General features: G+C 57.1%; 27 protein-coding genes. 9 read left to right on the forward strand and 18 right to left on the reverse strand.

Annotation, left to right across the window (positions count from 1 at the left end; all coding sequences use genetic code 11):
- Position 1: 1 nt before the first annotated feature.
- The 3 genes from secA to nrdR all read right to left on the reverse strand — a co-directional run bounded on the left by secA (position 2) and on the right by nrdR (position 4,057).
- A complete protein-coding gene (secA, locus tag JONANDRAFT_RS06085) occupies positions 2-2,851 on the reverse strand; it encodes a preprotein translocase subunit SecA (RefSeq protein ID WP_008523186.1) in 2,850 nt (949 codons plus the stop codon).
- A gap of 45 nt (positions 2,852-2,896) precedes the next feature.
- Complete coding sequence (gene pgsA, locus JONANDRAFT_RS06090) at positions 2,897-3,466, reverse strand: CDP-diacylglycerol--glycerol-3-phosphate 3-phosphatidyltransferase (protein ID WP_008523188.1); 570 nt, start codon at positions 3,464-3,466, stop codon at positions 2,897-2,899.
- 108 nt (positions 3,467-3,574) lie between these two features.
- Entirely contained in the window at positions 3,575-4,057 is a 483-nt protein-coding gene (gene nrdR / locus JONANDRAFT_RS06095) for a transcriptional regulator NrdR (RefSeq protein WP_008523189.1), read from the reverse strand.
- A 179-nt stretch (positions 4,058-4,236) separates the two neighbouring features.
- Here nrdR and JONANDRAFT_RS08090 point away from each other — a divergent pair, with 179 nt between their 5' ends.
- Positions 4,237-5,412 carry a site-specific integrase gene (locus JONANDRAFT_RS08090; RefSeq protein WP_008523190.1) on the forward strand — a complete coding sequence of 392 codons (1,176 nt, stop codon included), beginning with the start codon at positions 4,237-4,239 and terminating at the stop codon, positions 5,410-5,412.
- A gap of 122 nt (positions 5,413-5,534) precedes the next feature.
- Here the strand turns inward: JONANDRAFT_RS08090 and JONANDRAFT_RS08095 are convergent, their stop codons facing one another.
- From JONANDRAFT_RS08095 to relB (JONANDRAFT_RS06110), 4 genes are all read right to left on the reverse strand, one after another.
- Positions 5,535-5,816: a type II toxin-antitoxin system RelE family toxin gene (locus tag JONANDRAFT_RS08095; protein WP_008523191.1), complete on the reverse strand. Its 282-nt coding sequence runs from the start codon at positions 5,814-5,816 to the stop codon at positions 5,535-5,537.
- Positions 5,800-6,021: a type II toxin-antitoxin system RelB family antitoxin gene (gene relB, locus JONANDRAFT_RS06100; protein ID WP_008523192.1), complete on the reverse strand. Its 222-nt coding sequence runs from the start codon at positions 6,019-6,021 to the stop codon at positions 5,800-5,802. The genes JONANDRAFT_RS08095 and relB (JONANDRAFT_RS06100) overlap by 17 nt, the downstream gene beginning before the upstream one ends.
- 80 nt (positions 6,022-6,101) lie before the next feature.
- Positions 6,102-6,383, reverse strand: a complete 282-nt coding sequence (locus tag JONANDRAFT_RS06105) for a type II toxin-antitoxin system RelE family toxin (RefSeq protein ID WP_008523193.1) — start codon at positions 6,381-6,383, stop codon at positions 6,102-6,104.
- Positions 6,374-6,586 (reverse strand): type II toxin-antitoxin system RelB family antitoxin, encoded by a 213-nt coding sequence (gene relB, locus JONANDRAFT_RS06110; RefSeq protein WP_008523194.1) that lies wholly within the window; start codon positions 6,584-6,586, stop codon positions 6,374-6,376. Before relB (JONANDRAFT_RS06110) ends, JONANDRAFT_RS06105 begins: the two co-directional genes overlap by 10 nt.
- A gap of 228 nt (positions 6,587-6,814) precedes the next feature.
- On the opposite strand from relB (JONANDRAFT_RS06110), the gene JONANDRAFT_RS08520 reads away from it, so the two are divergent.
- Together JONANDRAFT_RS08520 and JONANDRAFT_RS06120 are read left to right on the forward strand one after the other, a co-directional pair.
- Complete coding sequence (locus JONANDRAFT_RS08520; protein WP_008523195.1) at positions 6,815-8,341, forward strand: TraG/VirB4 family ATPase; 1,527 nt, start codon at positions 6,815-6,817, stop codon at positions 8,339-8,341.
- Complete coding sequence (locus JONANDRAFT_RS06120) at positions 8,325-9,062, forward strand: TrbJ/VirB5 family protein (protein WP_008523196.1); 738 nt, start codon at positions 8,325-8,327, stop codon at positions 9,060-9,062. Before JONANDRAFT_RS08520 ends, JONANDRAFT_RS06120 begins: the two co-directional genes overlap by 17 nt.
- 38 nt (positions 9,063-9,100) lie before the next feature.
- Here the strand turns inward: JONANDRAFT_RS06120 and JONANDRAFT_RS06125 are convergent, their stop codons facing one another.
- Positions 9,101-9,283, reverse strand: a complete 183-nt coding sequence (locus tag JONANDRAFT_RS06125; protein ID WP_008523198.1) for a hypothetical protein — start codon at positions 9,281-9,283, stop codon at positions 9,101-9,103.
- Positions 9,284-9,359: 76 nt separating this feature from the next.
- On the opposite strand from JONANDRAFT_RS06125, the gene JONANDRAFT_RS06130 reads away from it, so the two are divergent.
- The gene (locus tag JONANDRAFT_RS06130) at positions 9,360-10,844 is read left to right on the forward strand and encodes a type IV secretion system protein (protein WP_008523199.1); all 1,485 of its coding nucleotides are present in this window, start codon (positions 9,360-9,362) and stop codon (positions 10,842-10,844) included.
- Here the strand turns inward: JONANDRAFT_RS06130 and JONANDRAFT_RS06135 are convergent.
- Entirely contained in the window at positions 10,841-11,080 is a 240-nt protein-coding gene (locus JONANDRAFT_RS06135) for a type II toxin-antitoxin system Phd/YefM family antitoxin (RefSeq protein ID WP_008523201.1), read from the reverse strand. The genes JONANDRAFT_RS06130 and JONANDRAFT_RS06135 overlap by 4 nt on opposite strands.
- Before the next feature lie 109 nt (positions 11,081-11,189).
- Between JONANDRAFT_RS06135 and JONANDRAFT_RS06140 the strand changes: the two genes are divergently transcribed.
- The 3 genes from JONANDRAFT_RS06140 to JONANDRAFT_RS06150 are packed head-to-tail and all read left to right on the forward strand — an operon-like array spanning position 11,190 to position 13,709.
- Positions 11,190-11,951, forward strand: a complete 762-nt coding sequence (locus tag JONANDRAFT_RS06140) for a VirB8/TrbF family protein (protein WP_008523202.1) — start codon at positions 11,190-11,192, stop codon at positions 11,949-11,951.
- A 21-nt stretch (positions 11,952-11,972) separates the two neighbouring features.
- Complete coding sequence (locus JONANDRAFT_RS06145) at positions 11,973-13,070, forward strand: TrbG/VirB9 family P-type conjugative transfer protein (RefSeq protein WP_008523203.1); 1,098 nt, start codon at positions 11,973-11,975, stop codon at positions 13,068-13,070.
- A gap of 9 nt (positions 13,071-13,079) precedes the next feature.
- Positions 13,080-13,709, forward strand: a complete 630-nt coding sequence (locus JONANDRAFT_RS06150; RefSeq protein WP_155801305.1) for a hypothetical protein — start codon at positions 13,080-13,082, stop codon at positions 13,707-13,709.
- Positions 13,710-13,921: 212 nt separating this feature from the next.
- On the opposite strand, the gene JONANDRAFT_RS06155 is transcribed toward JONANDRAFT_RS06150, so the two are convergent.
- The 7 genes from JONANDRAFT_RS06155 to ptsP form a co-directional block, all read right to left on the reverse strand.
- Positions 13,922-14,383, reverse strand: coding sequence for a GatB/YqeY domain-containing protein (locus tag JONANDRAFT_RS06155; protein WP_008523205.1), 462 nt, complete (start codon positions 14,381-14,383; stop codon positions 13,922-13,924).
- Positions 14,384-14,388: 5 nt separating this feature from the next.
- Positions 14,389-14,568 carry a 30S ribosomal protein S21 gene (gene rpsU / locus JONANDRAFT_RS06160; RefSeq protein WP_008521692.1) on the reverse strand — a complete coding sequence of 60 codons (180 nt, stop codon included), beginning with the start codon at positions 14,566-14,568 and terminating at the stop codon, positions 14,389-14,391.
- A 36-nt stretch (positions 14,569-14,604) separates the two neighbouring features.
- Positions 14,605-14,937 carry a histidine triad nucleotide-binding protein gene (locus JONANDRAFT_RS06165; RefSeq protein ID WP_008521693.1) on the reverse strand — a complete coding sequence of 111 codons (333 nt, stop codon included), beginning with the start codon at positions 14,935-14,937 and terminating at the stop codon, positions 14,605-14,607.
- 93 nt (positions 14,938-15,030) lie between these two features.
- Positions 15,031-16,374, reverse strand: coding sequence for a MiaB/RimO family radical SAM methylthiotransferase (locus JONANDRAFT_RS06170; RefSeq protein WP_008523206.1), 1,344 nt, complete (start codon positions 16,372-16,374; stop codon positions 15,031-15,033).
- Positions 16,371-17,258, reverse strand: a complete 888-nt coding sequence (locus JONANDRAFT_RS06175; protein ID WP_008521695.1) for a 50S ribosomal protein L11 methyltransferase — start codon at positions 17,256-17,258, stop codon at positions 16,371-16,373. The genes JONANDRAFT_RS06170 and JONANDRAFT_RS06175 overlap by 4 nt, the downstream gene beginning before the upstream one ends.
- Before the next feature lie 78 nt (positions 17,259-17,336).
- Positions 17,337-17,810 carry a prepilin-type N-terminal cleavage/methylation domain-containing protein gene (locus JONANDRAFT_RS06180; RefSeq protein WP_008523207.1) on the reverse strand — a complete coding sequence of 158 codons (474 nt, stop codon included), beginning with the start codon at positions 17,808-17,810 and terminating at the stop codon, positions 17,337-17,339.
- A 21-nt stretch (positions 17,811-17,831) separates the two neighbouring features.
- Entirely contained in the window at positions 17,832-19,544 is a 1,713-nt protein-coding gene (ptsP, locus tag JONANDRAFT_RS06185; RefSeq protein WP_008523208.1) for a phosphoenolpyruvate--protein phosphotransferase, read from the reverse strand.
- 208 nt (positions 19,545-19,752) lie between these two features.
- Between ptsP and JONANDRAFT_RS06190 the strand changes: the two genes are divergently transcribed.
- Positions 19,753-20,241: a YchJ family protein gene (locus JONANDRAFT_RS06190; protein ID WP_008521699.1), complete on the forward strand. Its 489-nt coding sequence runs from the start codon at positions 19,753-19,755 to the stop codon at positions 20,239-20,241.
- Positions 20,242-20,250: 9 nt separating this feature from the next.
- A complete protein-coding gene (locus JONANDRAFT_RS06195) occupies positions 20,251-21,768 on the forward strand; it encodes a DUF1846 domain-containing protein (RefSeq protein ID WP_008521700.1) in 1,518 nt (505 codons plus the stop codon).
- A gap of 91 nt (positions 21,769-21,859) precedes the next feature.
- Here the strand turns inward: JONANDRAFT_RS06195 and JONANDRAFT_RS08195 are convergent, their stop codons facing one another.
- Both JONANDRAFT_RS08195 and JONANDRAFT_RS06200 read right to left on the reverse strand, forming a co-directional pair.
- Positions 21,860-21,997: a hypothetical protein gene (locus JONANDRAFT_RS08195; RefSeq protein ID WP_008523210.1), complete on the reverse strand. Its 138-nt coding sequence runs from the start codon at positions 21,995-21,997 to the stop codon at positions 21,860-21,862.
- 54 nt (positions 21,998-22,051) lie between these two features.
- Positions 22,052-22,210 carry a phosphonate ABC transporter substrate-binding protein gene (locus JONANDRAFT_RS06200; protein ID WP_233417395.1) on the reverse strand — a complete coding sequence of 53 codons (159 nt, stop codon included), beginning with the start codon at positions 22,208-22,210 and terminating at the stop codon, positions 22,052-22,054.
- Position 22,211: the final 1 nt, after the last annotated feature.

The raw sequence follows: 22,211 nt of genomic DNA on the forward strand, positions 1-22,211 counted from the left end.
CCTACGCGTTCCGGCCGCAGCAGTTCTTGTACTTTTTCCCGCTACCGCAGGGGCACGGGTCGTTCCGGCCGACTTTTGGAACCCGCTTCGGCGCGGGGGCCTCCCCGGCGCCGAAGTATCCGCCTCTGGACATGGGGCCGCCGAACCCGGAGTTGCTCTGACCGGGCAGCGGCATGGAAGCGCCGGAAGGCGCGTGATATCTGGACTGTTCCTGGCGGCGTCGGTCTTCATCGGAGACGAGAGACACCTTGAAGAACAGCTTGATGATGTTTTCCCGAACTCGAGCCATCGTCTCCTTGAACAGGTTGTACGACTCGAAGTTGTACTCCATCAGCGGGTCTTTCTGACCGACGGCTCTCAGGCCAATCCCTTCACGGAGCGCGTCCATTCCCAGAAGGTGTTCCTTCCACGCGCCGTCAAGGACGTGGAGGGAGATAAACCGGAACACGCTGTTGGCCACGTCGTGGGTGAGTTCTTTGACCCGCTGGTCGAACCGGTCGCCCACCTCGGCCACGATCGCCTCCCGGGCTTTTGCCATGTTGTGTCGGTCGTCCACCCCGGCCAGATGATTTTCAACGCCCGGCCAGAACACTTCCTGCAGCCGAGCCGCCGCCAATGACGGTTCGCTGGGTGCGTCCTCCGGGAACGCGGCGTCCATGATGTCTTCGACGACGCTTTCGGCCATCTGGCGCCCGTGCTCGATCAGGTCTTCGGCCAACAGGATATGGCTCCGCTCGCCGTAGACGGCCTCGCGCTGCTGGTTCATCACGTTGTCGTACAGCAGAAGCTGACGGCGGATGTCGTAGTGAACCATTTCAACCTTTTTCTGGGAGCTCTCGATCGCCTTGGAGAGGAGCTTGGCCTCCATCGCCTCGCCCTCTTCCATGCCGAGCCGCCCTAAAAGCCCCTGAAGCTGGTCCGCCCCAAACAGGCGAAGCAGGTCGTCTTCCAGCGACAGGTAGAACTGGCTCGCCCCCGGGTCACCCTGACGGCCGGAACGGCCGCGGAGCTGGTTGTCGATGCGCCGAGCTTCGTGACGTTCGGTGCCGATAATGCACAGGCCGCCCAGCTGAAGAACCTTTTCTTTTTCCTTCGCGCAGGCGTCGGCAAACTCGCGGCGAATAGAGTCGCACGCTTCCTTGTCCTTGATCGGGTCAAGGTTTCTCTCCTTAAACGCCTCTTTAGCCAAGAAATCCGGGTTGCCGCCCAGCACGATATCGGTTCCGCGCCCCGCCATGTTGGTCGCTACGGTGACGGCGCCCAGCCGGCCAGCTTGGGCGACGATGGCCGATTCCATCTCGTGATACCGGGCGTTCAGCACCCGGTGAGGCACCTTCCGCGCTTTCAGAAGGCGGCTGACGTTTTCCGACGTGCTGACCGACGCGGTTCCGACGAGGATCGGACGGCCGGTGGCGTGAATTTTTTCGATGACGTCAGCCACGGCGGCGAACTTTTCGACCTTGGTCCGATAGATCAGATCGGTTTTGTCCTCCCGGATCACCGGCTGGTTCGTGGGAACGACGACCACGCCGAGCCCATAAATTTCCTTGAACTCTTCGGCCTCGGTCGCCGCCGTGCCGGTCATACCGGCCAGCTTGGCGTACAGCCGGAAGTAGTTCTGCAGCGTGATGGTGGCAAGCGTCTGGCTTTCTTTGCCGACCGTGACCTTTTCCTTGGCCTCGATAGCCTGATGCAGCCCGTCGGAGTACCGGCGGCCGAACATGAGCCGACCGGTGAACTCGTCGACGATGACGATTTCCCCGTCCTTGACCACGTAGTCCACGTCGCGCTTGAACAGGCTGTGGGCCTTGATAGCCTGCTGAATCCGGTGCGCCATGTCGGCGTGCCCCATGTCGGAGAACAGACCGGGCACGTTCAGGAGCTTCTCGCACTTGGCAATGCCCCGGGACGTCAGCGAAATGCTCTTTTCCTTCTCGTCCACCTGATAGTCCGCGTCAGGCTCGACGATTTCCTGTTTTTCGAGGAAGTTGCGGGACTGAAATTCGTTGGGGTCTTTGACGTAGCCTTCCAGCTGACAGGCGATGTCGTCGGCAATTCGATAGGCTTCCGGGTCGTCCTGCGAGGGACCGGAAATGATCAGCGGCGTTCTGGCCTCGTCGATGAGGATTGAGTCGACTTCGTCGACGATGCAGAAGTTATGGCCCCGCTGGACCATCTCTTCCGCGCTGTTGACCATGTTGTCGCGCAGGTAGTCAAAACCGAACTCGCTGTTGGTCCCGTACGTGATGTCCGAGTCGTACGCTTTCTTGCGCTCCTGCTGGTCCATGAAGGCGTAAATAACGCCAACCGAACAGCCCATCGCCTCGTACAGCGGTTTCATCCACTCGGCGTCGCGCTTGGCCAAGTAGTCGTTCACCGTTACCACGTGAACTCCCCGCCCAGTATAGGCGTTGAGGATGACCGCCAGAGGTGCTACAAGGGTCTTTCCTTCGCCGGTCTTCATCTCGGCGATGTTTCCCTCGTGAAGCGCCATCGCACCCATCAGCTGGACGTCAAACGGCCGCAGGCCGAGCTTGCGGTGAGCCATCTCCCGGGCCAGTGCAAACACTTCCGTCAAGTGCTCGTTGGACGCGCTGCTGATCTGGGAGAGGCCTTCCTGAAAGTTCGCCGCTTCTTCCGGGTCAACGGTGTGGTTGGCAGGGACTTTCCATTTGGCCGCCAGTTCGCTCAGCTGGGCGCGAATGGCCAGAGCGCGCTCCTTGATGGCCTCATCGGTCATCTCGCGAATTTTCGGCTCCAGCGCGTTGATTTCAGCGACCTTTGCCCGGTAGCGTTTCAGTTTTCTCTCGTTCGGATCGAGCCCAAGAGCCTTTTTCAGTCCTTCAAACATCACGTCACCTCTCGAAAAGGGCGTCCGCCTCAGCGGACAGCCCATTTAGTTGCTGTCGGTAATCAGATCCCAACCGTTGGCCACGTACACGGCGCCGGACCAGACGGTCAGAGCCAAACTTACCCACATAACTTCTATTGCCAGAGGAAGCTTAAAGATCATCATCACGATAGCGATGATCTGAGAAACCGTTTTAATTTTGCCGAGCCGGGAGGCCGCGATGACCTGTCCTTCGGCGGCAGCCACCATTCTGAGGCCGCTGACGACGAAGTCCCGGGCCACGATGACCATGACCATCCAGCCGGGCAGGCGGTGAAGCTCCACAAGGGCGACGAGCGCGGCGATCACCAGCACCTTGTCGGAAAGCGGATCAATGAACTTGCCAAGGTTCGTTATCAACCCGCGGCGCCTGGCAATGTAGCCGTCAACTGCGTCAGTCGACGCGGCAACGATAAACACGAGCCCGGCCAGAAGGTCGCTGTACGTGACCGACAGCCCCACTGCCGCCAGAGGGGTGACCGTTTGGTCGATCTTCGTCGTCAGCAGCAGCATGACAAGCGGAGCCAAAAATATCCTCGACAGGCTCAGCATGTTGGGCAAATTAATGGACTTCACAGGTTCGCCTCCTCCAGGCAGGGACAAAACTGTCATATTATGACACAAAATGAAGAGCCGCGTCATTCGGCTCTTCACGATCCTTCTGAACCGCCATGCGGCGGATCATCAGTTCTCGCTGCTATCCTCCCGGGCCACGTCCTCGCGAATGAGCCGGCGTATTTCCTCTTGGAAGGTGTTCAAATCGGTGAACTCCCGATAGACTGCGGCAAATCTCACGTACGCCACCTTGTCGAGCTGCCGCAGCTCTTCCATCACCAAGTCGCCGATCCTGCTGCTGGGAATTTCGCCGCCTTCGCCACGCAGCTTCTTTTCGACCGACGCCGCGGCTTCCTCAATCGCCTCCAGAGAAACGGGGAGTTTTTCACAGGCGCGGCTCATCCCCCGGACGATCTTTTCCCGGTCGAACGCCTCGCGGCGCCCGTCCTTCTTGCGTATCCAGAGGACTTGGCCGCCCTCGGCCCGTTCGTATGTGGTAAACCGATAGCTGCACAGCGGACACTCGCGCCGGCGGCGAATCGCTTCCCCGCCTTCGACTGGTCGGGTCTCAATTACCCGAGTGTCGGAAAAATCGCACCGAGGACACTTCACGCCTTTCACCTCCATTGATTAAAAATATAGTCGTACATACATCAAGATGACTTATCTAGAACTAATAAACCTGTGATTGCAATGATTTTTCGGCTTTATTATATCCCCATATATCCAATTGGTATATTGAGATATAATAAACTTGTTCCATAGATGTTCCCAAAGAAGGCGACCTCACCATGAGAGTAAAACTCACTCAAAATCTAGTGTCCAAACCACCTGACGATCTGATTGGTACTGAGATTTTTGACACCGTAACAACCGGGTTCATGCTTCGTATCGGGAAGCACGCAAGAACCTTTTACGTTGTGTACCGAGGGAAAACCAGACAACTTCGAAAGTTCAAGATTGGTTCAGCAACGTATTTAACATTAGCACAGGCACGAGATATCTGTAAATCTGTTTTAGGTCGAATAGCACTCGGACAAGATCCGCAAGAAGAACGGCTCACAGAAAGAGAGACTGAACTTTCGGTACACAAATTTCTAAAGGAAATCTACATTCCTAAAGTTAGAAGAGAGCGCCCTAAAACAGCTTCATTAACCGAATCTATACTTCTACGTATTCTCAAAGAAAATCTTCATAAACCTCTTTCTAGCATATCAGCAGAAAAAATCGTAAAGATCAGGGAACAACTTTTACAATCAGGTCTTCGCCCAATTAGTGTTAAACGATACGAAAGCGACGTTCGCGCTTGTTTGAACTATGCCGTAAGTCAAAAACTTATCGCACCAATCAAAATCAACGAAAAAATGAAATATGAAAACACCGAGCGCATTCGATATCTTGCTCCCGACGAAGAAGAAAGGCTTAAAAACGCGCTCAAAGAACGGGATAAGAGACTCAGAAAAAATAACAAGAACATACAGGGGAGATATGCCGATTATTTAGAACCACTTATCACCCTGTCGCTTAAAACAGGCATCCGGCGCGGAGCAATGTTGCAGTTAGAGTGGCGAGATATCGACTTTAACGCAAAAACAGTCCTTGTGCGTGGCGAAATATGCAAAACCGGGAAAAGTCGCCGGATCCCCTTGTCTCCCCTTGCCTTTGAGACGCTTAAAGCATGGCGAGAACAGCAACCACAAGGGAATAGATACATTTTCCCGTCGCCGCGCGGCGATTGGCCGAGGTCAAGTTGTGATGAAGCATGGCGAACCCTTCTCAAGAAAGCGGGTATTACCAATTTCCACTGGCATGACTTGCGACACGACTTCGCGTCAAAACTAGTAATGTCAGGCATCGATCTTAACACTGTCCGAGAATTACTAGGTCACGGCTCTTTGACGATGACGCTAAGGTATGCTCATCTTGCGCCCTCAAAACTCAGCGCGGCAGTAGAGACACTAGGCTAAAGTCAGCTTAAAGAAAATAACATCAAGGCCACTCCCCTTTCAGGGAGTGGCCTTTATACTGCTCGGCCTGCGGCCGTCCCGCGCCTGAAACTGCGCGGGTCATATTAGCAACCATCGCCGTTTTATCTCATTAAACTTCTTCGTTTATAGATATCCCTACGGTGACCGACTTGAAGAATAAGAACAATTAGTCTGTTATCTTGGATATCGCAGATGACTCGATAATCTCCGATCCGATATCGCCAATACTCATCTAAATTTCCTGTTAAACTCCGGCCCCGAAGCCGTGGGTTGGGCAACTTGCTAATTACATCTAAATAGCTATAAACGCGATTTCTTACCTGTTTTTCTAGAGACTGTAAATCTTTTAAACTACGTTCAGACCATTCAATCGTCCAATCCACAGGCTATCCGCACCTCTTCCATCGTATAAGACTTCTTCCCAGAGCGTAAATATTCTTGATACGCCTCATCACCGATAGCCGCGTCTTCTAAGTCTTCGAGATATTGATTCAGGGCTTGTTGGACATGCCACTCTTCTGTATGACCTGATTCTTTTGCAATCGTATGTAGTCTAGCTTCTATCTGTCTTTCAAGTTGCAAGAGCATTTATAACACCTCTTTTTACATTATCAAATACAACGTTCTATACCTAATGTTACACTAGCAAAAACATTCTTAACATAAAATCAGTCGCTGTAAATACTGTCTCGCCTGCCACAGGCGAGGGCAATGACAATTAGCTGCTCATCTTGGATATCACAGATGATTCTGTAATCACCAACTCTGTACCGCCAAAGCCCCGCTAAGTTAGCCGAAAGCCCGTGTCCAAAAGCTCTTGGATTTTCGCAACCCTGAAGTCTACGGCGAATGAAGTCTTCAATGAGTCGCTTCGCCTCAAGTGGCAAGTGCTTTACCTTGCGTTGGAAAGTTTTCTCAACAAGAACTCTGTAGCTTTTCTTCAATACCATTCTTTGACGGCCTCTTCAAAGGGGATATACTCTTTGTCCCGCCGAGCAAGATATTCTTGATAAATGGCAAGGTCGTACTCATCTTCAACCCGATCCAAAGCACTTTGACGTAACAACTGGGATACGGTGAGCTGACGCTCAGCCGCAAAGTTCTCAAGAACTGTTTTTTCGCGTTCGGTTACCCTGATTGTGATGCTCGACATAGTTCATCCCTCCCTCCTTGCTTGCATTACATTGTAAGACAAAGAAGGGGCAACGTCAAGCCCTCTCCCCTATGAAGGGAGAGGGCTTTTAAACTACATTATTCTCGACAAAATCGCTCCAAGCATAACACCAAAAAGACAGAGAATACCCAGTCCCGCCCATCGGCGGCGGCCCGTGAAGTCGTCAAGATTTTCGAACGGGCGGGCTGTCAGGCAAAGATCGAGAAGATGAACAACCTTGAGGCTTTTCTAGGTTCGCTCCCCGGCCACAGCCGGGAGAACGTCAGACAGCCTCTCATAACGAGCCTCAACCTCGCGGATATCCTGCCTCTGTCCTGCGACTGGGTTGGAGAAACAACGTGCCCGTGCCCCTTCTACCCGGCGGGATCACCGGCACTCATCCAAGCGGCCTCTCAAGGCGCGACGCCGTTTGCCCTCAATCTCCACGTCGGCGACGTCGGCCACACGCTCATCCTAGGCCCTACCGGCTCCGGGAAATCAACGCTGTTGGCGACGATAGCCGCTCAATTCAACCGATATCAAGATTCACAGGTATTCGTCTTTGACAACGGGCGCAGTATCTATCCGCTGGCGCAGTCGTTCAGGCACAGCGTCTTTTATGACCTCGCCAGAGGAGAGCAGGACATCAGCCTCTGTCCGCTGGCCGAAATAGACCAGCCTGACGTCCGAGACTGGGCGCTCGAATGGCTGGAAAGCCTCATAGAAATGGTCGAGCCGGGGGTTGTGACGCCCGCCAGACGCGCTCTTCTTATTGAGGCTATGAACAACCTAGCCGAATCCACAAGTGAGGCGTCTGAGCGAACGCTGACGGCCTTTATCACGTCATTACAGGACGAACGCCTCAAAGATGCGTTGAGTTTTTACTCGCTGGATCAGAACGGCGGGTACTTGCTGGACGGGGATCACGACGATATCACGTACAGCCCGTTCTCGGTGTTTGAGATCAGCGCGTTGCTTGATCGAGACAAGATAGCTCCCGCTGTGCTGTCGTACTTGTTCTTCCAAATTCAGCGGCGACTCACCGGGAAGCCGTCACTTCTCATCATCGATGAGGCTTGGACGGCTCTGAGGGACGAACAGTTCAGCGCGAAGATTCGCGCGTGGCTGAAAACGTTCCGAAAGCTGAATTGCGCAGTCATCCTTGCCACGCAGTCAATCACCGACGTCGTTAACAGCCCTATCCGTGACGCCGTTTTTGAGTCCTGCCCCACAAAGATCCTCCTCGCCAACCCGGACGCGAAGTCGCCGGCCATGAGCGAGTGCTACAGAAACTACTTGCAGCTCAATACCCGGCAGGTTGACCTCATCGCTCACATGGTACGGAAGCGCGAGTACTACTACATCAGCCCCAAAGGCCGGCGGCTCTTTGGGCTGGGACTGGGAAAAGTCGCCCTCTCCTTTGTCGGCGCCAGCGGCGCTGACGACCTCGCCGAAGTAAAAAGCCTCTCGAAAGAGTTCGGGCCGGATTGGCCGGGGCAGTGGCTCAGGATTCGTCGTCTCGATCGCTGGGCGGATCGATGGGCAAAACTGAACCGCGAATACAGCAAGAAAGAAGGGACAGAAGAAGAGAGCGCCGAAGAAGAAACAGAACGCCTTACGTCTCAAACCCCGTTTAACGACAACGAAGGCGTGCCGGAGGACTCAATAGCCCGGCTTCGGGAACTCATGAAACGCCGGCAGAACGAATACGAAACGCTCAAAGGAGGCATCAGCCCACATGAAGAAACGGACTAGCGTTTGGAGCCTTATCGGAACCGCCCTCGTCTTCTCGCTTCTCCTCGCCGCACCCGCGCGGGCGTGGAAAGCCACCTACGGAATGCAGGTGTTGCAGAGGATAGAGCAGATAAAGCAACTCGCCCAGCAGGTACAGATGGTACGAAACCAGATTCAGATGATTAAAAGCCTCGCGTCCAACGTCAAAGGCTCCCTCTCCGGCCTGAACTTCGAGATCCTCAACGTCTACAACCAGACCATGGATGTGCTGAAAAAAACAGAGGCCGTCACGTATGGCTCTGACGACCTCATGAACAAGTTTAAGGTTCGATATTACGACCCGAAAGACGCCGAAGGGCAAAAAATCAACGATATTGTCGCCGCCGCGACGTTCCGTCAACGGCAGTGGAAAGACACTCAAGAAATTTACATGCAACAACTTGGTGTCACCGCCCAAACCTCAAAGGCCGAAGGCCAGCGGCGAATGCAAATGCTCCAGCACATGATGAACACGAACGGACAGGTTCAGGCGCTACAAGTCTTAGGCGGCATGGTGACCGAGACGAACCAGCTCTTAGCCCGCCAGCATCAGGACATGGCAATGCTCATCGACCTGCTCAGCTCCCGCGAGCGGGACAAAATCGACGAAGAACTCGCTCGGGAACAGCTTCGTAAAGAGAACTACAAGCGCGCCGCGGAAGCACAGGTTAATTCTCCGGGGGTGAAGCACTCTTGGGAATAAAAAACGACACCTTTCGGTGTCGTTAGGAGAGAGCTTTTTCATTCCCACGAATGTTTTACTCCGGGGCTTTTTACATCAACTTCGGCGGCCCTTTTATAGTTTTCGTGCCGCAGTTCGGCTTTTCGGTGTTCCTCATATTGGCCGTCCAGATATACGGCTCCGCAAATTAGCACGACGGCGGCGATGACGCCGAGAAGAATCGATTGAGTTTTATTGTCCATGAATTTGTCCGCTCCTTATCAAGATGTTTTTATCGATCTTATTTAACCATATTTTGTCCGTAAGAAGGTGACTTTCGTGAAAAAAGTCCTTGCTATTGTTACTTGCCTTTGTCTTCTCGCCCTGAGCGGGACTGCGTTTGCAGACCCGCCCGGAACGGTTCCTCCCGGTTCAGTCGTTGTCGGAGAGAACAAGAAAGTTAAAGTTCCTGACGTGCCGTCAAATTACGACGAGTGGAAAAACCCACCCAAAGATATTAAAGACCTGCCGGAGTTCCACGGAACAACGATTGAGGGGAAGGGGACTCTGAAAGACGGAGATAAATATAAAGACACCGTTTATTCCAAACAAGAAACCGACCATGCGGCGCAAGTGCTCTCGAACATACAAAACCCGGACGGCATCATTAACTTGATTAAGGAAAAAAGCGACGTCTTCATGGCCAAAATCGCTCCAGCGGGGCGAACGCTCTTCCTCTGGCTCTCGCTCTTGTCGTTGGGAATCATCCTCGCCCGGCTTCTTCTCACCGGCGAAGCCACGCTCACCAGCATTCTCGGCTCACTGGCGCGGTGGATGGTCTACACCGGCGTGTTCTTCTGGATCATCCAAGGCCTCACCATCCCGTGGAGAGCGGCGAACGACGCGGCCATGCCCAGTTGGCCGAAACTTATTTTTCAATCATTTGACCGAATTGGTTTCAATGCGACGGGGATAGAGATTACTCCGACAGGGCTTTTGACCCGGGGCGTCAAAATCTTTGGCACGCTTTTCGACTCTGCGGAGGGATTTGGAAACTCAATCGGTGCCGTGCTCGTCGGCGTTTTCATCTTCCTCTGCTTCTGTCTTCTTGCGGCGACATTCGCGGTCACGCTCATCGAAGCGTACCTCGTCATCTGCGGCGGGAGCGTCATGGTCGGCTTTGCCGGGTTCGAGTACACCCGCGACATCGGGTTCCAGTACCTGAAATACTCCATCGGTGTCGGCGTCAAAGTCCTCATCATCATGCTCATTTCAGGGTTTGCAATGCACTTCGGCAACGACGCGATAGTGACGGTGCGGGCCTTGAACGTCATCAACACGGACTTTTGGACAACGATTGGGTACCTGCTCGGCGTCGCCGTCCTCATGGTTCTCGCGGCTCAGATGGTACCGTCCATCGCTCAGGGCATCATCACCGGCTCTTCCGTCAGTGGAAGCGGTACAGCGGCGCTCCGCGCGGCGGCAATGGCCCCGGTTATGGCGGGCGGTGCCGCTATTGGCGGCCTCATGGCCGCAAAGGGCATGGCAAGCGCTCCGTCCCGGGTAGGAAGCGACTTCGCTCAGGCGTCTTTAGTCGCCAGACGTAAGGCGGCAGAACGGATGAGACGGAACGAAAACAGCGCGGACAAACCGGGAGCGTACGTTGACCCGCCTGAAATGGACGGCGCTTCTGGCGCTTGGGCCGGCGCGAAGGGAATGGGACACTACGCGCTCAACACGCTCATATTCGGAAACCAGCACTGGCGAACGACGCGGTTACTCGGCGACAGAACCAACGTGTACGTTGACCCGCCGGAGAACTAGCTTTTTAAGTCTTTCAGCTTTTTGGGAATCCCTTTCCCGGTCTTGATCTGTTCCAGCGCTCGGTCTGCCTTTGCAAGATACATCTGATTTTGAAAGGCGGTGAACTCTTTCAGGCTCATCATCACCACGTTTCGTTCTCCCGGTCGGGTAATTACAAGCACTTCATCGTCATCGACCACCCTGTCGCAGTAGTCTTTGAAGTTGTTGCGCACCTGAGCGACGGTACTTGCCAGCATTGGATCACCCCCAATCTGTGTAAGGATATCGCGCGCGTTTATCGTTAATTTATGTACATATATATTGTACCTTTCATTACAAAAATGTCAAGCACAAGGAGGTTTATGAGTGAGTTTATTTCGTCGGCAAAAAGAAGAATCGGCAGGACAGCCATTAAGACAAAGCAGAGCCGAACTGGCGTCCGCCAAGATGGAACGCAAGTCGCCGAGGGACGAAAACCCGTATCTATCGGCGCGGCGGGAGTACGGGGACAGATACGGCTCCGCCGTCAGGGACGCGGCAACGTGGCGGCGGTTCTGCATGGGGACGCTCGTTCTGTTGGCCGTTTTCGGCGGCGGTATGCTCTGGCTCGCCTCAACGAATAAGGTCGTGCCTTACATCGTGCAGGTGGACAAACAGGGGTACGCCGTGGCGATTAAACCGGGAACGCAGGTAGAGAACACAGATCCCAAGGTCATCATGGCCGCCGTTGGCCGGTTCATCGTCAACCTGAGAACGACCGTCAGTGACGTCGGAGCGCAGAACGCCCTCATAAAGAGCGTATATGACTACATCGCCGACGGCAGTTCAGCCCAGACGGCAGTTGGGGAGTACTACTCGAAGGCTGACCCGTTCGGGGCCGCACAGGGCCGGACGAAGGCAACCCGACAGGTACAGATTAAGACGATTCTACCTGAGGGCCGAAGCGGCAAGGCATGGCAGGTGCTTTGGACGGAAGAAGCGGTGGACGAAGGGCTTGTGACAGAGCGAAGCGCTTGGCGGGCCATCATCACCATCGCCCTATCGCCGGTTCAGGATTTATCAGACGTATTGAAAAACCCGCTTGGAATCTACGTTGTAGACATCAACGTCGCGCGGGATATCAGCTAATTCAGCGAAAGGAGTTTATTGATGAAGGTTAGAGATTTTGGTCTGTCTGTTTTGGTTTTGTGCCTTGTAACGACTGGGGCGAGTGCAAAGCAACTGTTCACGTCGGCGGAAATCGCGTCGTTTAACGCGACGGGGCATTTCCCCGCTCCGGCGGCGACGGAGCCGGTCGTTCCCACCGTCTTATCCTCTCAGCCCGGACAGCCGGGCGATCTGTCGCCCGACGACCCGACCATGAACCAGCCTGATTACTACGGCCCGTCCGAGTCGGAAACGCCAGACCCTGACGAAGTTCGCGCCATTCAGGAATGGGAAGCGCTCGACAGGGAAATCAAGCTCCGGGATTACGACAAGCTGGCGATGAAACTGCGCCAGCAGTACGACGAAGCGAAGCGAGCCGCGAACCCGTACATGGGCCAACAGGGCGTCGTCATCTTCCCGTACGGCGAAGCCGTTCCGCGCGTCACCTGCCGCCCGTTTAGGGTAACGGATCTGCGGCTGGCTCCGGGTGAGGAAATTCTCGGCATTCACGCCGGCGACACCACTCGTTGGACGTTTGAGCCGTCTGAGTCGATCGCCCGCGGACAGTCGGTCAAGCACGTCATTATCAAGCCGTCCACGGCTGGAATCAGCACGAACCTCGTTATCAACACGAACCGACGGACGTACAACCTCGACCTGACGGCCACCGACGGGGACAAGTACCTACCGAGCGTCGCGTTCTCCTACCCGGACGGGAGCGAGTCGGGCGACTTGAATAAACTTTTCGTCTCCGGCGGCTCATCGTCTTTCGCCGGCGGGGAAAAGAGCAAGGCGCTCAACACGTCGAACCTTTTTACCCGCTACACCCTCAAAGTTGCGGGGAACAAGAAACTGGACTGGCTTCCTCTGGCGGTGTTCGACGATGGGATGAAGACCTATATCAACATGCCGGGAAACATCAGCGAAGCGCCGGCCCTCTACATCTGCCTTGATGGGAAAGACACGCTCGTCAACTACCGCGTCTCCGATGGCCGCTACTACGTTGTAGACCGGCTGTTCGACAAAGCCTACTTGAAACTTGGAGCGAAGCGAGTTGCGATTATCCGTCAGGTGCCCTTGTCGGCGACGCCTGAGCGTTAGAGAGCAGGTTTGAACGTTATGGGGCCGTCGGCGTTTAACCACAACGAATATCAGGAGAAACAGCCGCTTTCAAAGCGGATACGGTACGTAATTATTTTCGGGATCATGATCCTTTTTGCCGCTGTCGCCGTTGCGATTTCTATGTCGAAAGGCCACTTCCGGGCGGCTGACGCTCCGACCGCCGTTAAGGCGACGACCGCGACGCCGCCGGAACCGTCCAAGGTTCCATCAAACGTAGAAGCTCCGGCACAAAACAAAGCGGTCGAAGAGGCCAAGGAAGAGCCGCCGCAGGTACAAGCGCCTCAGGTCATTTATTACCAAGCTCCCGCGCCTCGAGTAGGGAACTACCGAAAGAACGCCTACACCGTGAGGCTCGCGTCTGCCGGAACGGCCAGTACCATTTCGACCTTTGGCTCCAACGGCCAGAGCGGGAACGGAGGAGGGCAGGCTCAGCAGGCCAACCCGGGCGACTTGACGAACCTATTAGCTGGACTGGGCGGGGAAAACCCCGCGGCGGCTTGGGGGCGCGGTAACGCGCCAGACCCCAACGGTTGGAACAGAAAGGCCGAGTTCATGAAACAGGGACTGCCTGAGGACTACTCGCCCTATCTGCCGCAAGGCCTTCAATTTCATCAGTAAGTCCAGTATAAGACACGAAATATGGAACAGATTTTTTCGATTTTTTATTTCGTTCCGTACGAAAAACGCGAGAACTTATCCCAAAACGCGTCAGAATCTGCCCTAAATGAGACGCGTCTTCCGACGTAAAAGAAACCATTCGTCCGCCCAAAGTCATGCTCCACAGATATAGATAAAAGGGGTCCGGAGCAGGCTCCAGACCCCTCAATGACTTATCGGGACATTCGATCGGAAACGACGGCCCGGACGGCCGTTCCATCCGCCTTCCCCTTGACTTTGGGCATCACAGCGCCCATGATCCGGCCCATATCCTTGGCCGTTGGGGACGTAAGTCCCAGCTCGTCAAGCGTAGACTGGACCAGCGCCTCAAGCTCAGATCGGCTCATCTGAGGAGGAAGGTATCCTTCAAGGATTTTGGCCTCTGCCAGTTCATCGTCAGCCCGCTCTTGTGCTCCGCCTGCGGCGTACTGTTCCGCCGCCTCTTGGCGCTGCTTGATCTGCCGGCGGACGATCTGTTGGACGTCCTCGTCGGTGATCTGATAGGAGACGCCCTTGTCGGCCTGAAGTTTCTGAGCCTCGGACTTAAGAAGCCGCAGGACAGCGACTTCCCGGTCTTGGCGGCTCTTCATGGCTGTTTTCAGATCTGCGCAGATCCGTTCCAACATAGTTGACATGGCCCTTATCCTCTCGCCCGGCGGCGGGAGAGCTCCTGGCGCTTCCGCTTCTTCGCCTCGCTCGGTTTCTCGTAGTGTTCTTTCTTCCGGGCCTCGCGAAGCACACCTGTCTTCGAAACGTCCCGCTTGAAACGGCGCAGGACGTCTTCAATCGACTCATTTTCTTTTCTTACCACGGTCGTCAAAACAAATCCCTCCTTTCTTTGCCACTCATGTTCTACCTAGCCCGGAGGCCAGCCCAGCAGACGTCCTGCTAGGAGATGAACATGAAGATGGGGGACTGTTTGACCAGCCGCCGCTCCACAGTTGACCACTAGCCGAAAATCTTCGATCTTCAGCTGACGGGCTACCAAGGTGCAGGCGGTCATGAGGCGGCCCCACAGCGCTGGGTCTTCTACCGCCGAGGCGCTCTGAACATGGGCCTTCGGCACAACCAGAATATGCACCGGGGCCTGAGGCGCCACGTCTTTGAACGCTATGACGTCTTGGTCCTCGTAAACCCGCTGCGCTGACAGTTGGCCTTGGACGATACCGCAAAACGGACACTTATCCATCAGCGGTCACCTCACTTGTAGATGCATTGTAACCTACAAAACGCGCTCCGACAATAGCCCAATTAATGCCGTGGGCGAAGCCTTTCATTCGGGCTAATTTTTGGGTCCGTCCGCTTCGGGCCGGTTCGTCTCGTTTGGGCGCTCAAGATACAAAACGCCGTCTTCCTTCCAAATCGGCTGAACCGTGCACCACTTGTCCCTTTCGTACGAAGCGGGCAGGTGAACTTCAATGTAGTCGCCCGTGTACCCCGACGGCGCGCCCTTTCCTCCCCGCTCGGCGTACACGACGACGCTCCGCCCCAGCGACCGCGCGGCCTGCTCGTCCAGCAGAAGACGGCCCAATCGCTCAAGTTCTTCCAGCCGCCGCTTCCCGGTTTGGCGGTCAACCTGATCGGGGAACCGAGCCGCCGGCGTTCCGGGCCTGATCGAAAAGATGAAGCCGTGTATCCGTCCAATCCGAGCCTCCTGCAGGACTTCTAGCGTCCGGGCAAACGCCTCGTCAGTCTCGCCGGGAAAGGCGACCATCACGTCGGTCGAAACGTGCAGACCGTCGCCAAGCGCGCGCCGAAGTTTTTTGACCAGTTCAAGGAACTGTCCGCTCGTTCCCGGTCGGCGCATCCGGCGAAGCACCCCGTCGTCGCCGCTCTGCAGCGGCAGATGAAGATGCGGGGCAAAGACAGTCAGAGACGCCATGGCGTCAATGTCCCGTTCGTCAATGCCAAACGGCTCCAGCGAGCCGAGCCGCAGCCGCTTCAGGCCGGGAACGTTTCCCACCGCCTCAATTAAATCGGCAAGGCCACGTCCGCTTTCCTTTCCCCATTGTCCGAGGTGAACGCCAGTCAAAACGAGTTCGGTTCGTCCCGCTTCGACAAGCCGCCGCGCCTCGGCAACGGTTCGCTCAAGAGGCCGGCTCACCGACGGGCCTCTCAGCGACGGGACGATGCAGTAACTGCACCGGCAGTCACAGCCGTCCTGCACCTTGATGAACGCCCGGCTGTGGGCGACCGACGTCCGCTCGTCCAGTTCGTCCCAAACGCCGGCCAGCGGGCTTCTCAGCGCGTAAAAGGAAGATTCGGACGTCCGGAAGGAGAGCTCCCGCTCCACGAGGGCGAGAATTTCGCCTTTATGCCCGTTGCCCACCAGCAGGTCAATGCCCAGCTTTTTGGCCAACGCCTCGTCAGCCCCTTGGGCCCAGCAGCCGGACGCGACGAGAAGCGCCCGCGGGCAACGCCGCCGCAGGCGTCCGATGAGCTGACGGCTTTTCCTGTCCGCCATCGCGGTAATAGAACAGGTGACGACGATTCCGACGTCGAACGGCCCATCGGAAGCGACCGACGCGCCGGCAGACAAAAAAGCGGAGGCCAGAGCCTCCGCTTCAGCTGCGTTCACCCGGCACCCGAGAAATTCGATTCTGACCGCCGTCCCGGCGAGGCTCACGAAGAGGCCTCCGCCCACAGTCCACACCAGTCTCCGCAGTGAATTTCGTCCACCAGTTTCAGACCGGCTGACGGGAAAAGCTTTTTGAACTCTTCCCCTTCGGCGATGAGCATGCCGGAGAAGATCGCCCGCCCGCCCTCTCGAAGGACCTTCGAGACGTCCGGCAGCATTTCACAAAGAGGCTCGAAAAGGATATTCGCCATCAGGAGATCGACTTTTCGGTCAAACCCCTTGAGCAGGTCGCCCACCTCGACGGCGATCTTTTCGGGGGGGATGTCGTTCAAGTCCCGCGAGTTGTGAAGCGCTTCGTCCACCACTGACGGGTCCAAGTCTCTGGCGTAGACCTTGGAGGCCCCCAGCTTGACCGCGGCGATGGAGAGAATAGCCGAACCGCAGCCGATGTCAGCTGCCACGTCGCCGGGCCGAATTGCCCGCTCTAAGAGCGACAGGACGGACTGAGTGCTCTCGTGATACCCTGTGCCAAACGACGAACCGGGGTAAATGTACAGCGGGATCCGGCCGCTGGACGGCGAAAAGCCCTCGCTGTGCCACGGCGCCATGACGGTGAGCCGGTTTCCCACGTTGAGCGGCGGAAACGCGTCCATCCACTCGGTATGCCACGGTCTGTTCTCGATTCGCCCCATATCCCGAATTGACACCTCAGGCCAGCAGTCCATCAATCCCGAAAGCCTCTCGAGCCAAGCGCCGAGGTCTTTCGAGCTTCGATAATAGATCTGCAGCTGGGCGTTTTCTCCCCGGCTGGTGTCCTCGCTTCCCAAACAACCTGACGCCTCGGCCAGCGACGCGAGAACCTCCTCGTGTCCCTTAGGGGCCTGAAGCGTAATGTACCACCAGAACGATTCACCGTTCACCACGTTGACCATATCATTTACCTCCGCGGCGTTAGAAAAAGCCGCCGTGATTATAGCAAAAACGGAACGTCGGGATGACCCCTAAACTGTCTAGAGGATTCTCAGCCAGACCGTCGCTTCAGACGCCTGAAACTGGGCAGTCGGCTCCGATGAGCCGTCGCCGCCCAGCAGGTCCAGAGCAGCAGCCTGAAGGGCCAATTTTTGTGCCACGCCGGACGACGGTGTAATCCCCGAGTACCCGATAAACCACTTGTCAGACGCCGTCCCAGCCGAGGGAAAGAGCTTGTATGCCCCGTTCACCTGCGTCAGCTTGGTCCCGCCGTGAAGGTACGGCTCAAGCGCCGCGAGAGTAGGAACTTTGCCAGCGTCGTCCGTTCCAGCCTTGTCAGAGACGTACAGCAGCGCGGCAGCACGGATGCTCTGCAGGTCGCTGGCGATACGCGTCGCTTCCGCCTTGTCCGTTCCGCCTCCAAGGGTCAAAAGCATCGTACTGGCCAATGCCGCCATGATGGCGAGCGCTATCAGAAGTTCAACAAAACTGAAACCGGCGCGGCGCTTTTTCATCAGGTGTCCTCCTTAAATCGTCTACTCGGTCCGGCAGAACTGGCCGAACGTCTCCTCGCAAAACCGACGGACGTCGGTTTCGCTTCCCATGCCCAAAACCTGACGTGCCCACTCTTCGGCCTGCCGGTCTTCCAGCTGGGTGATGACCCAGTTCGTCCGAAGCAGGCTCGTCGGGTTGACGCTGAAGTGACGCAGCCCCATGCCGAACAGGACAGGAATCAGCGTGGGAACTCCGGCCATTTCGCCGCACAGGTGAACCGGCGTTCCGGCCGCGTCTCCGGCGTCGATGACCATCTTGATGAGCCGCAGCACCGCCGGAGCAAACGGCGAATAAAGGTTCCCCAACGACCCGTTCGCCCGGTCAGCGGCCAACGTGTACTGAACCAAGTCGTTGCTGCCGATGCTCAAAAAGTCGCTCTCCCGCGCCAGCACGTCCGCGGTCAGCGCGGCGGCCGGCGTTTCAACCATCACGCCCAAGGACACTTCCGGGTTGAACTGCTTGTCCTCCCGGCGCAGCTCGTTTTTCAAGTCCTCCAGAACGGCCCGGGCGGCTCGGACTTCCTCCACAGAGGTCACCAGCGGCAGCATGATGCCTAAGTCCCCGTCGCCGCTGGCCCGCAGCAGCGCCCGAAGCTGCTCCCTGAAAATATCGCTTCTCGACAGGGAATAGCGGATCGCCCGATGCCCCAGCGCCGGATTGGTCTCTTTTGGAACGGCCAAGTAGTCTGGGATCCGGTCGCCGCCGATGTCAAGGGTCCGAAAGATGACAGGACAGCCAGTCATGGCCAAAAGAGCCCGCCGGTAATCGCCGTACTGCTCTCCGCAGGTAGGCAGACGGTTCTTTGACAGGTACAGGTATTCGGTCCGGTACAGCCCGATACCGCCGCCGCCCAGATCGGCCAGAGTGTCCACGTCAGCTAGGTCTGCCACATTGCCGTGAACCGTGCAGAGCGTCCCGTCCCGGCTTCGGGCCGGATGTCCTTTCAGCTTGGACAGCTGCCGCTCGAACTCCTCGCGGCGGGCGGCCCGCTGGGCGAAGGCCGCGCGGTCGTCTTCCGACGGGTTGAGGATCACCTCTCCCGTCGTCCCGTCAAGGATAACCGGGTCGCCGGTCTCGGCGAGATCGGCGATCTCATCAACGGAGATGACCGTTGGCACGTGACAGTTCCGAGCGGAGATGACGCCGTGAGAGTAGTACGTGTCCTTCTGGCAGACGACCCCGGCGAACACGCCTCGCTGGAGCATGGTCTGGTGCCCCTTGTCGAGCTGACGGCATACCAGCACAATCGGCTCGTTTGCCCGGCTGATCAGCAGAGGGCCTGACACGTGAAGGAGCAGCCGGCACAGTCTGGAAGCCACGTCTTTCACGTCGTCGGCCCGGGCCTTCAGGTCGTCGTTGTCCATGTTCTCGAAGACCTGAACGAACTTGTCGGCTGTCACCTTGACGGCCCACGGGGCGTTCACGTTTTCAGTGATAATCCACCCCTTGATCTGACCGATGAACTCGCCGTCCCGGAGCATTGTCCCCGGCGCGACGCCCGCTTCCTCCCCGCCTTCAGGAAAGGTTTGGCAGAGGGCCGACATCTCGCCAGCCACGGTCTCGATCGCCAAGTCGAGACGCTCCAGCTCAGCTTCGACGTCGTCAACGAACTCCCGATCGATTTCAACCTGCTCTTTCCAGTCAAGGTACACCCGTCCGACAGCAATTCCCGGCGACGCTCCCACTCCGTTCATGGCAAGACCTCCCCGAATACCGCCTCACGTTCGAATGTTTTTATCTTATCACAGCAACGGTCCGTCGACTTCATGCCGTGGATGACGCTTCACTTTTGCGGACACCTGACTATAATATAAAAGGGCCTCGGTCGGAACGATGTCTCCGAACGAGGCCTTTTTGCATTCAAAACGAAGAGTTTCTCGAAGCTGAAAGGAGTTTCCAATCATGAGCGAATGTCCCTGCGGTTCCGGACGATACTACACGGCGTGCTGCGGCCGGTTCATCGACGACGGCGCTTCCCCTGCGACCGCCGAGGAGCTGATGCGGGCGCGGTACACCGCGTACGCCACCGGCAACGTCGAGTACGTGCTGAACACCCACGACCCGAAGACCCGAGAGTCAGTCAGCGAAGAGGCCACAAAAGAGTGGTCCCAGTCCGCCCATTGGCTGGGCCTGAAGATCCTCCACACCGACGCCGGCGGTCCCAAGGACAACCGCGGCACGGTGGAATTTGTAGCCAGCTTTGAAATCGAGGGCAAGAAAGTTGACCACCACGAGCGGGCCTCGTTCCTGCGGCACGACGGCAAGTGGTTTTTCGAGGACGGCGACATCGTCGGCGAGACGTACGTCCGCGACACGCCCAAGGTCGGCCGCAACGACCCATGCCCCTGCGGCAGCGGAAAGAAATACAAGTTCTGTTGCGGCCGCAGCTGATTCAGTCAAATGCTGAACGTACGGGGTTTTGACAACGAGAAGTACCTAGCCGAGCAGACCGCTGCCATCAAGCAGCGGCGCGAACGCATCGGCGGGAAGCTGTACTTGGAGTTCGGCGGCAAACTCACCTCGGATCTCCACGCGGCCCGCGTCCTGCCCGGCTTTGACCCAGACGTAAAGATGCGGCTGCTGGGCGGCTTTCGGGATATGGCAGAAATCATCATCTGCCTGTACGCCGGCGATATCGAGCGCAAGAAAATCCGCGCCGACTTCGGGATAACCTACGACGCCGACGTGCTTCGGCTCATTGACCGGTTCGGCGAGCAGGGGCTGACTGTGGCGGGCGTCGTCATTAACCGCTACGAAGGCCAGCCGACCGCCGACCTGTTCCGCCGCCGGCTAGAACACCGGGGCGTGAGAGTCTACACCCACCGGATGACGAAAGGCTACCCGACCGACCTTGAGACGATCGTCAGCGACGAAGGCTACGGGGCCAACTCGTACGTGCCCACCACCAAGCCCATCGTCGTCGTCACAGCGCCCGGCCCGGGTAGCGGGAAGCTCGCCACCTGTCTCAGCCAGCTGTATCACGAGCACCGGCGGGGCGTTCAGGCGGGATACGCCAAGTACGAGAGCTTCCCGGTGTGGAACATGCCCCTCAAGCACCCGCTGAACTTGGCCTACGAGGCAGCCACCGCTGACTTAGGCGACGTCAACCTGATCGACCACTTCCACCTGGAAGCGTACGACCAGAAAACGGTCAACTACAACCGCGACTTGGAAGCGTTCCCAATCCTTCAGCGAATCCTCCAGCGAATCACCGGACAGGACTCGTTCTACCGTTCGCCCACCGACATGGGGGTCAACCGGATCGGCTTCGGCATCGTGGACGACGACGTGGTCCGCCGGGCCTCCTGCGACGAAATCGTCCGGCGGTACTTCCGCTACTCCTGCGAGTGCGCCCAAGGAATCACCGACGATGAGGTCGTCCAGCGCGTCGAACTCATCATGAAGGAGCTGGGGCTCCAGCCCGAAGACCGGGCGGTCGTCATTCCTGCCCGAGAGGCCGCCAAGGAGGCCCGAGCCAAGGGCAAAGGCTCCGACGGCATCTATACCGGCTGCGCCATCGAACTTCCCGACGGCTCGATCGTCACGGGCAAGAACTCCCCGCTGCTTCACGCCGAAGCGGCGGCGGTTCTCAACGCCATCAAGACGCTGGCCGGCATCCCGGACTCGATCGACCTCCTGCCTGCCTCGCTCATTCACTCGCTGGCCCACTTCAAAAAAGAGATCCTCGGCGGGACGAAGCTGACCATGAACCTTGACGAGACGCTCATCGCCCTCAGCCTGAGCGGCACGGTCAACCCGGTCGCCGAGGCGGCGGTCGCTCAGCTTCCCAAACTCCGCAACAGGGAAGTTCACACGTCCCATATTCCCAGCCCGGCCGACGAGAGCGCGCTGCGCAAGCTGAACGTCAACCTGACGAGCGACCCGCACTTCTCCAGCAAGAGCTTGTTTGAAGATTAACCGGCGCGTGCCCGCGAAGTCTAGCAGAACATAAAAGGGCCGCCGCCCGCGTAACGCGGGCGGCGGCCCTTTTAACGTTCCAACGTAACGATCAGTCCAGAACCGACGTGCACTTGACGAATTTCTGACGCCGGTACTCAAACAGCACCAAATGGGCCACGCCGCCGGCAAACTTCATCGTCCGACGCACGTACACCGTCATGCCGTTCCAAGAGACCGGATCGTACATATCCATGGCCGCCTCAGGTTTCCCCGACTCTACCAGAGCCGTCGCCGGTTCGCCTCAGCAGCCTCGATAGTACCCCCAGGTCAGCGTCTGAACGCTGCCCGTGCTCTTCAGGTATTGAACGACCTCGCCGGACGCGTCAAACCTCTGCGGCACGACCGCCCAGGCGACGGACGAAATAGAAACCGCGGCAGCCGCCCCGGCGAGCCATCTCACG

Source organism: Jonquetella anthropi DSM 22815, assembly GCF_000237805.1.
Lineage (GTDB): Bacteria > Synergistota > Synergistia > Synergistales > Dethiosulfovibrionaceae > Jonquetella > Jonquetella anthropi.

Bases quoted from the DNA above. Each gene is read 5' to 3' on its own strand.
- secA (WP_008523186.1), bottom strand. From the start codon at position 2,851: ATGTTTGAAGGACTGAAAAAGGCTCTTGGGCTCGATCCGAACGAGAGA.
- JONANDRAFT_RS08090 (WP_008523190.1), top strand. From the start codon at position 4,237: ATGAGAGTAAAACTCACTCAAAATCTAGTGTCCAAACCACCTGACGAT.
- relB (WP_008523192.1), bottom strand. From the start codon at position 6,021: ATGCTCTTGCAACTTGAAAGACAGATAGAAGCTAGACTACATACGATT.
- JONANDRAFT_RS06105 (WP_008523193.1), bottom strand. From the start codon at position 6,383: ATGGTATTGAAGAAAAGCTACAGAGTTCTTGTTGAGAAAACTTTCCAA.
- relB (WP_008523194.1), bottom strand. From the start codon at position 6,586: ATGTCGAGCATCACAATCAGGGTAACCGAACGCGAAAAAACAGTTCTT.
- JONANDRAFT_RS08520 (WP_008523195.1), top strand. From the start codon at position 6,815: ATGAACAACCTTGAGGCTTTTCTAGGTTCGCTCCCCGGCCACAGCCGG.
- JONANDRAFT_RS06120 (WP_008523196.1), top strand. From the start codon at position 8,325: ATGAAGAAACGGACTAGCGTTTGGAGCCTTATCGGAACCGCCCTCGTC.
- JONANDRAFT_RS06125 (WP_008523198.1), bottom strand. From the start codon at position 9,283: ATGGACAATAAAACTCAATCGATTCTTCTCGGCGTCATCGCCGCCGTC.
- JONANDRAFT_RS06135 (WP_008523201.1), bottom strand. From the start codon at position 11,080: ATGCTGGCAAGTACCGTCGCTCAGGTGCGCAACAACTTCAAAGACTAC.
- JONANDRAFT_RS06145 (WP_008523203.1), top strand. From the start codon at position 11,973: ATGAAGGTTAGAGATTTTGGTCTGTCTGTTTTGGTTTTGTGCCTTGTA.
- JONANDRAFT_RS06155 (WP_008523205.1), bottom strand. From the start codon at position 14,383: ATGTCAACTATGTTGGAACGGATCTGCGCAGATCTGAAAACAGCCATG.
- JONANDRAFT_RS06165 (WP_008521693.1), bottom strand. From the start codon at position 14,937: ATGGATAAGTGTCCGTTTTGCGGTATCGTCCAAGGCCAACTGTCAGCG.
- JONANDRAFT_RS06175 (WP_008521695.1), bottom strand. From the start codon at position 17,258: ATGGTCAACGTGGTGAACGGTGAATCGTTCTGGTGGTACATTACGCTT.
- JONANDRAFT_RS06180 (WP_008523207.1), bottom strand. From the start codon at position 17,810: ATGAAAAAGCGCCGCGCCGGTTTCAGTTTTGTTGAACTTCTGATAGCG.
- ptsP (WP_008523208.1), bottom strand. From the start codon at position 19,544: ATGAACGGAGTGGGAGCGTCGCCGGGAATTGCTGTCGGACGGGTGTAC.
- JONANDRAFT_RS06190 (WP_008521699.1), top strand. From the start codon at position 19,753: ATGAGCGAATGTCCCTGCGGTTCCGGACGATACTACACGGCGTGCTGC.
- JONANDRAFT_RS06195 (WP_008521700.1), top strand. From the start codon at position 20,251: ATGCTGAACGTACGGGGTTTTGACAACGAGAAGTACCTAGCCGAGCAG.
- JONANDRAFT_RS08195 (WP_008523210.1), bottom strand. From the start codon at position 21,997: ATGTACGATCCGGTCTCTTGGAACGGCATGACGGTGTACGTGCGTCGG.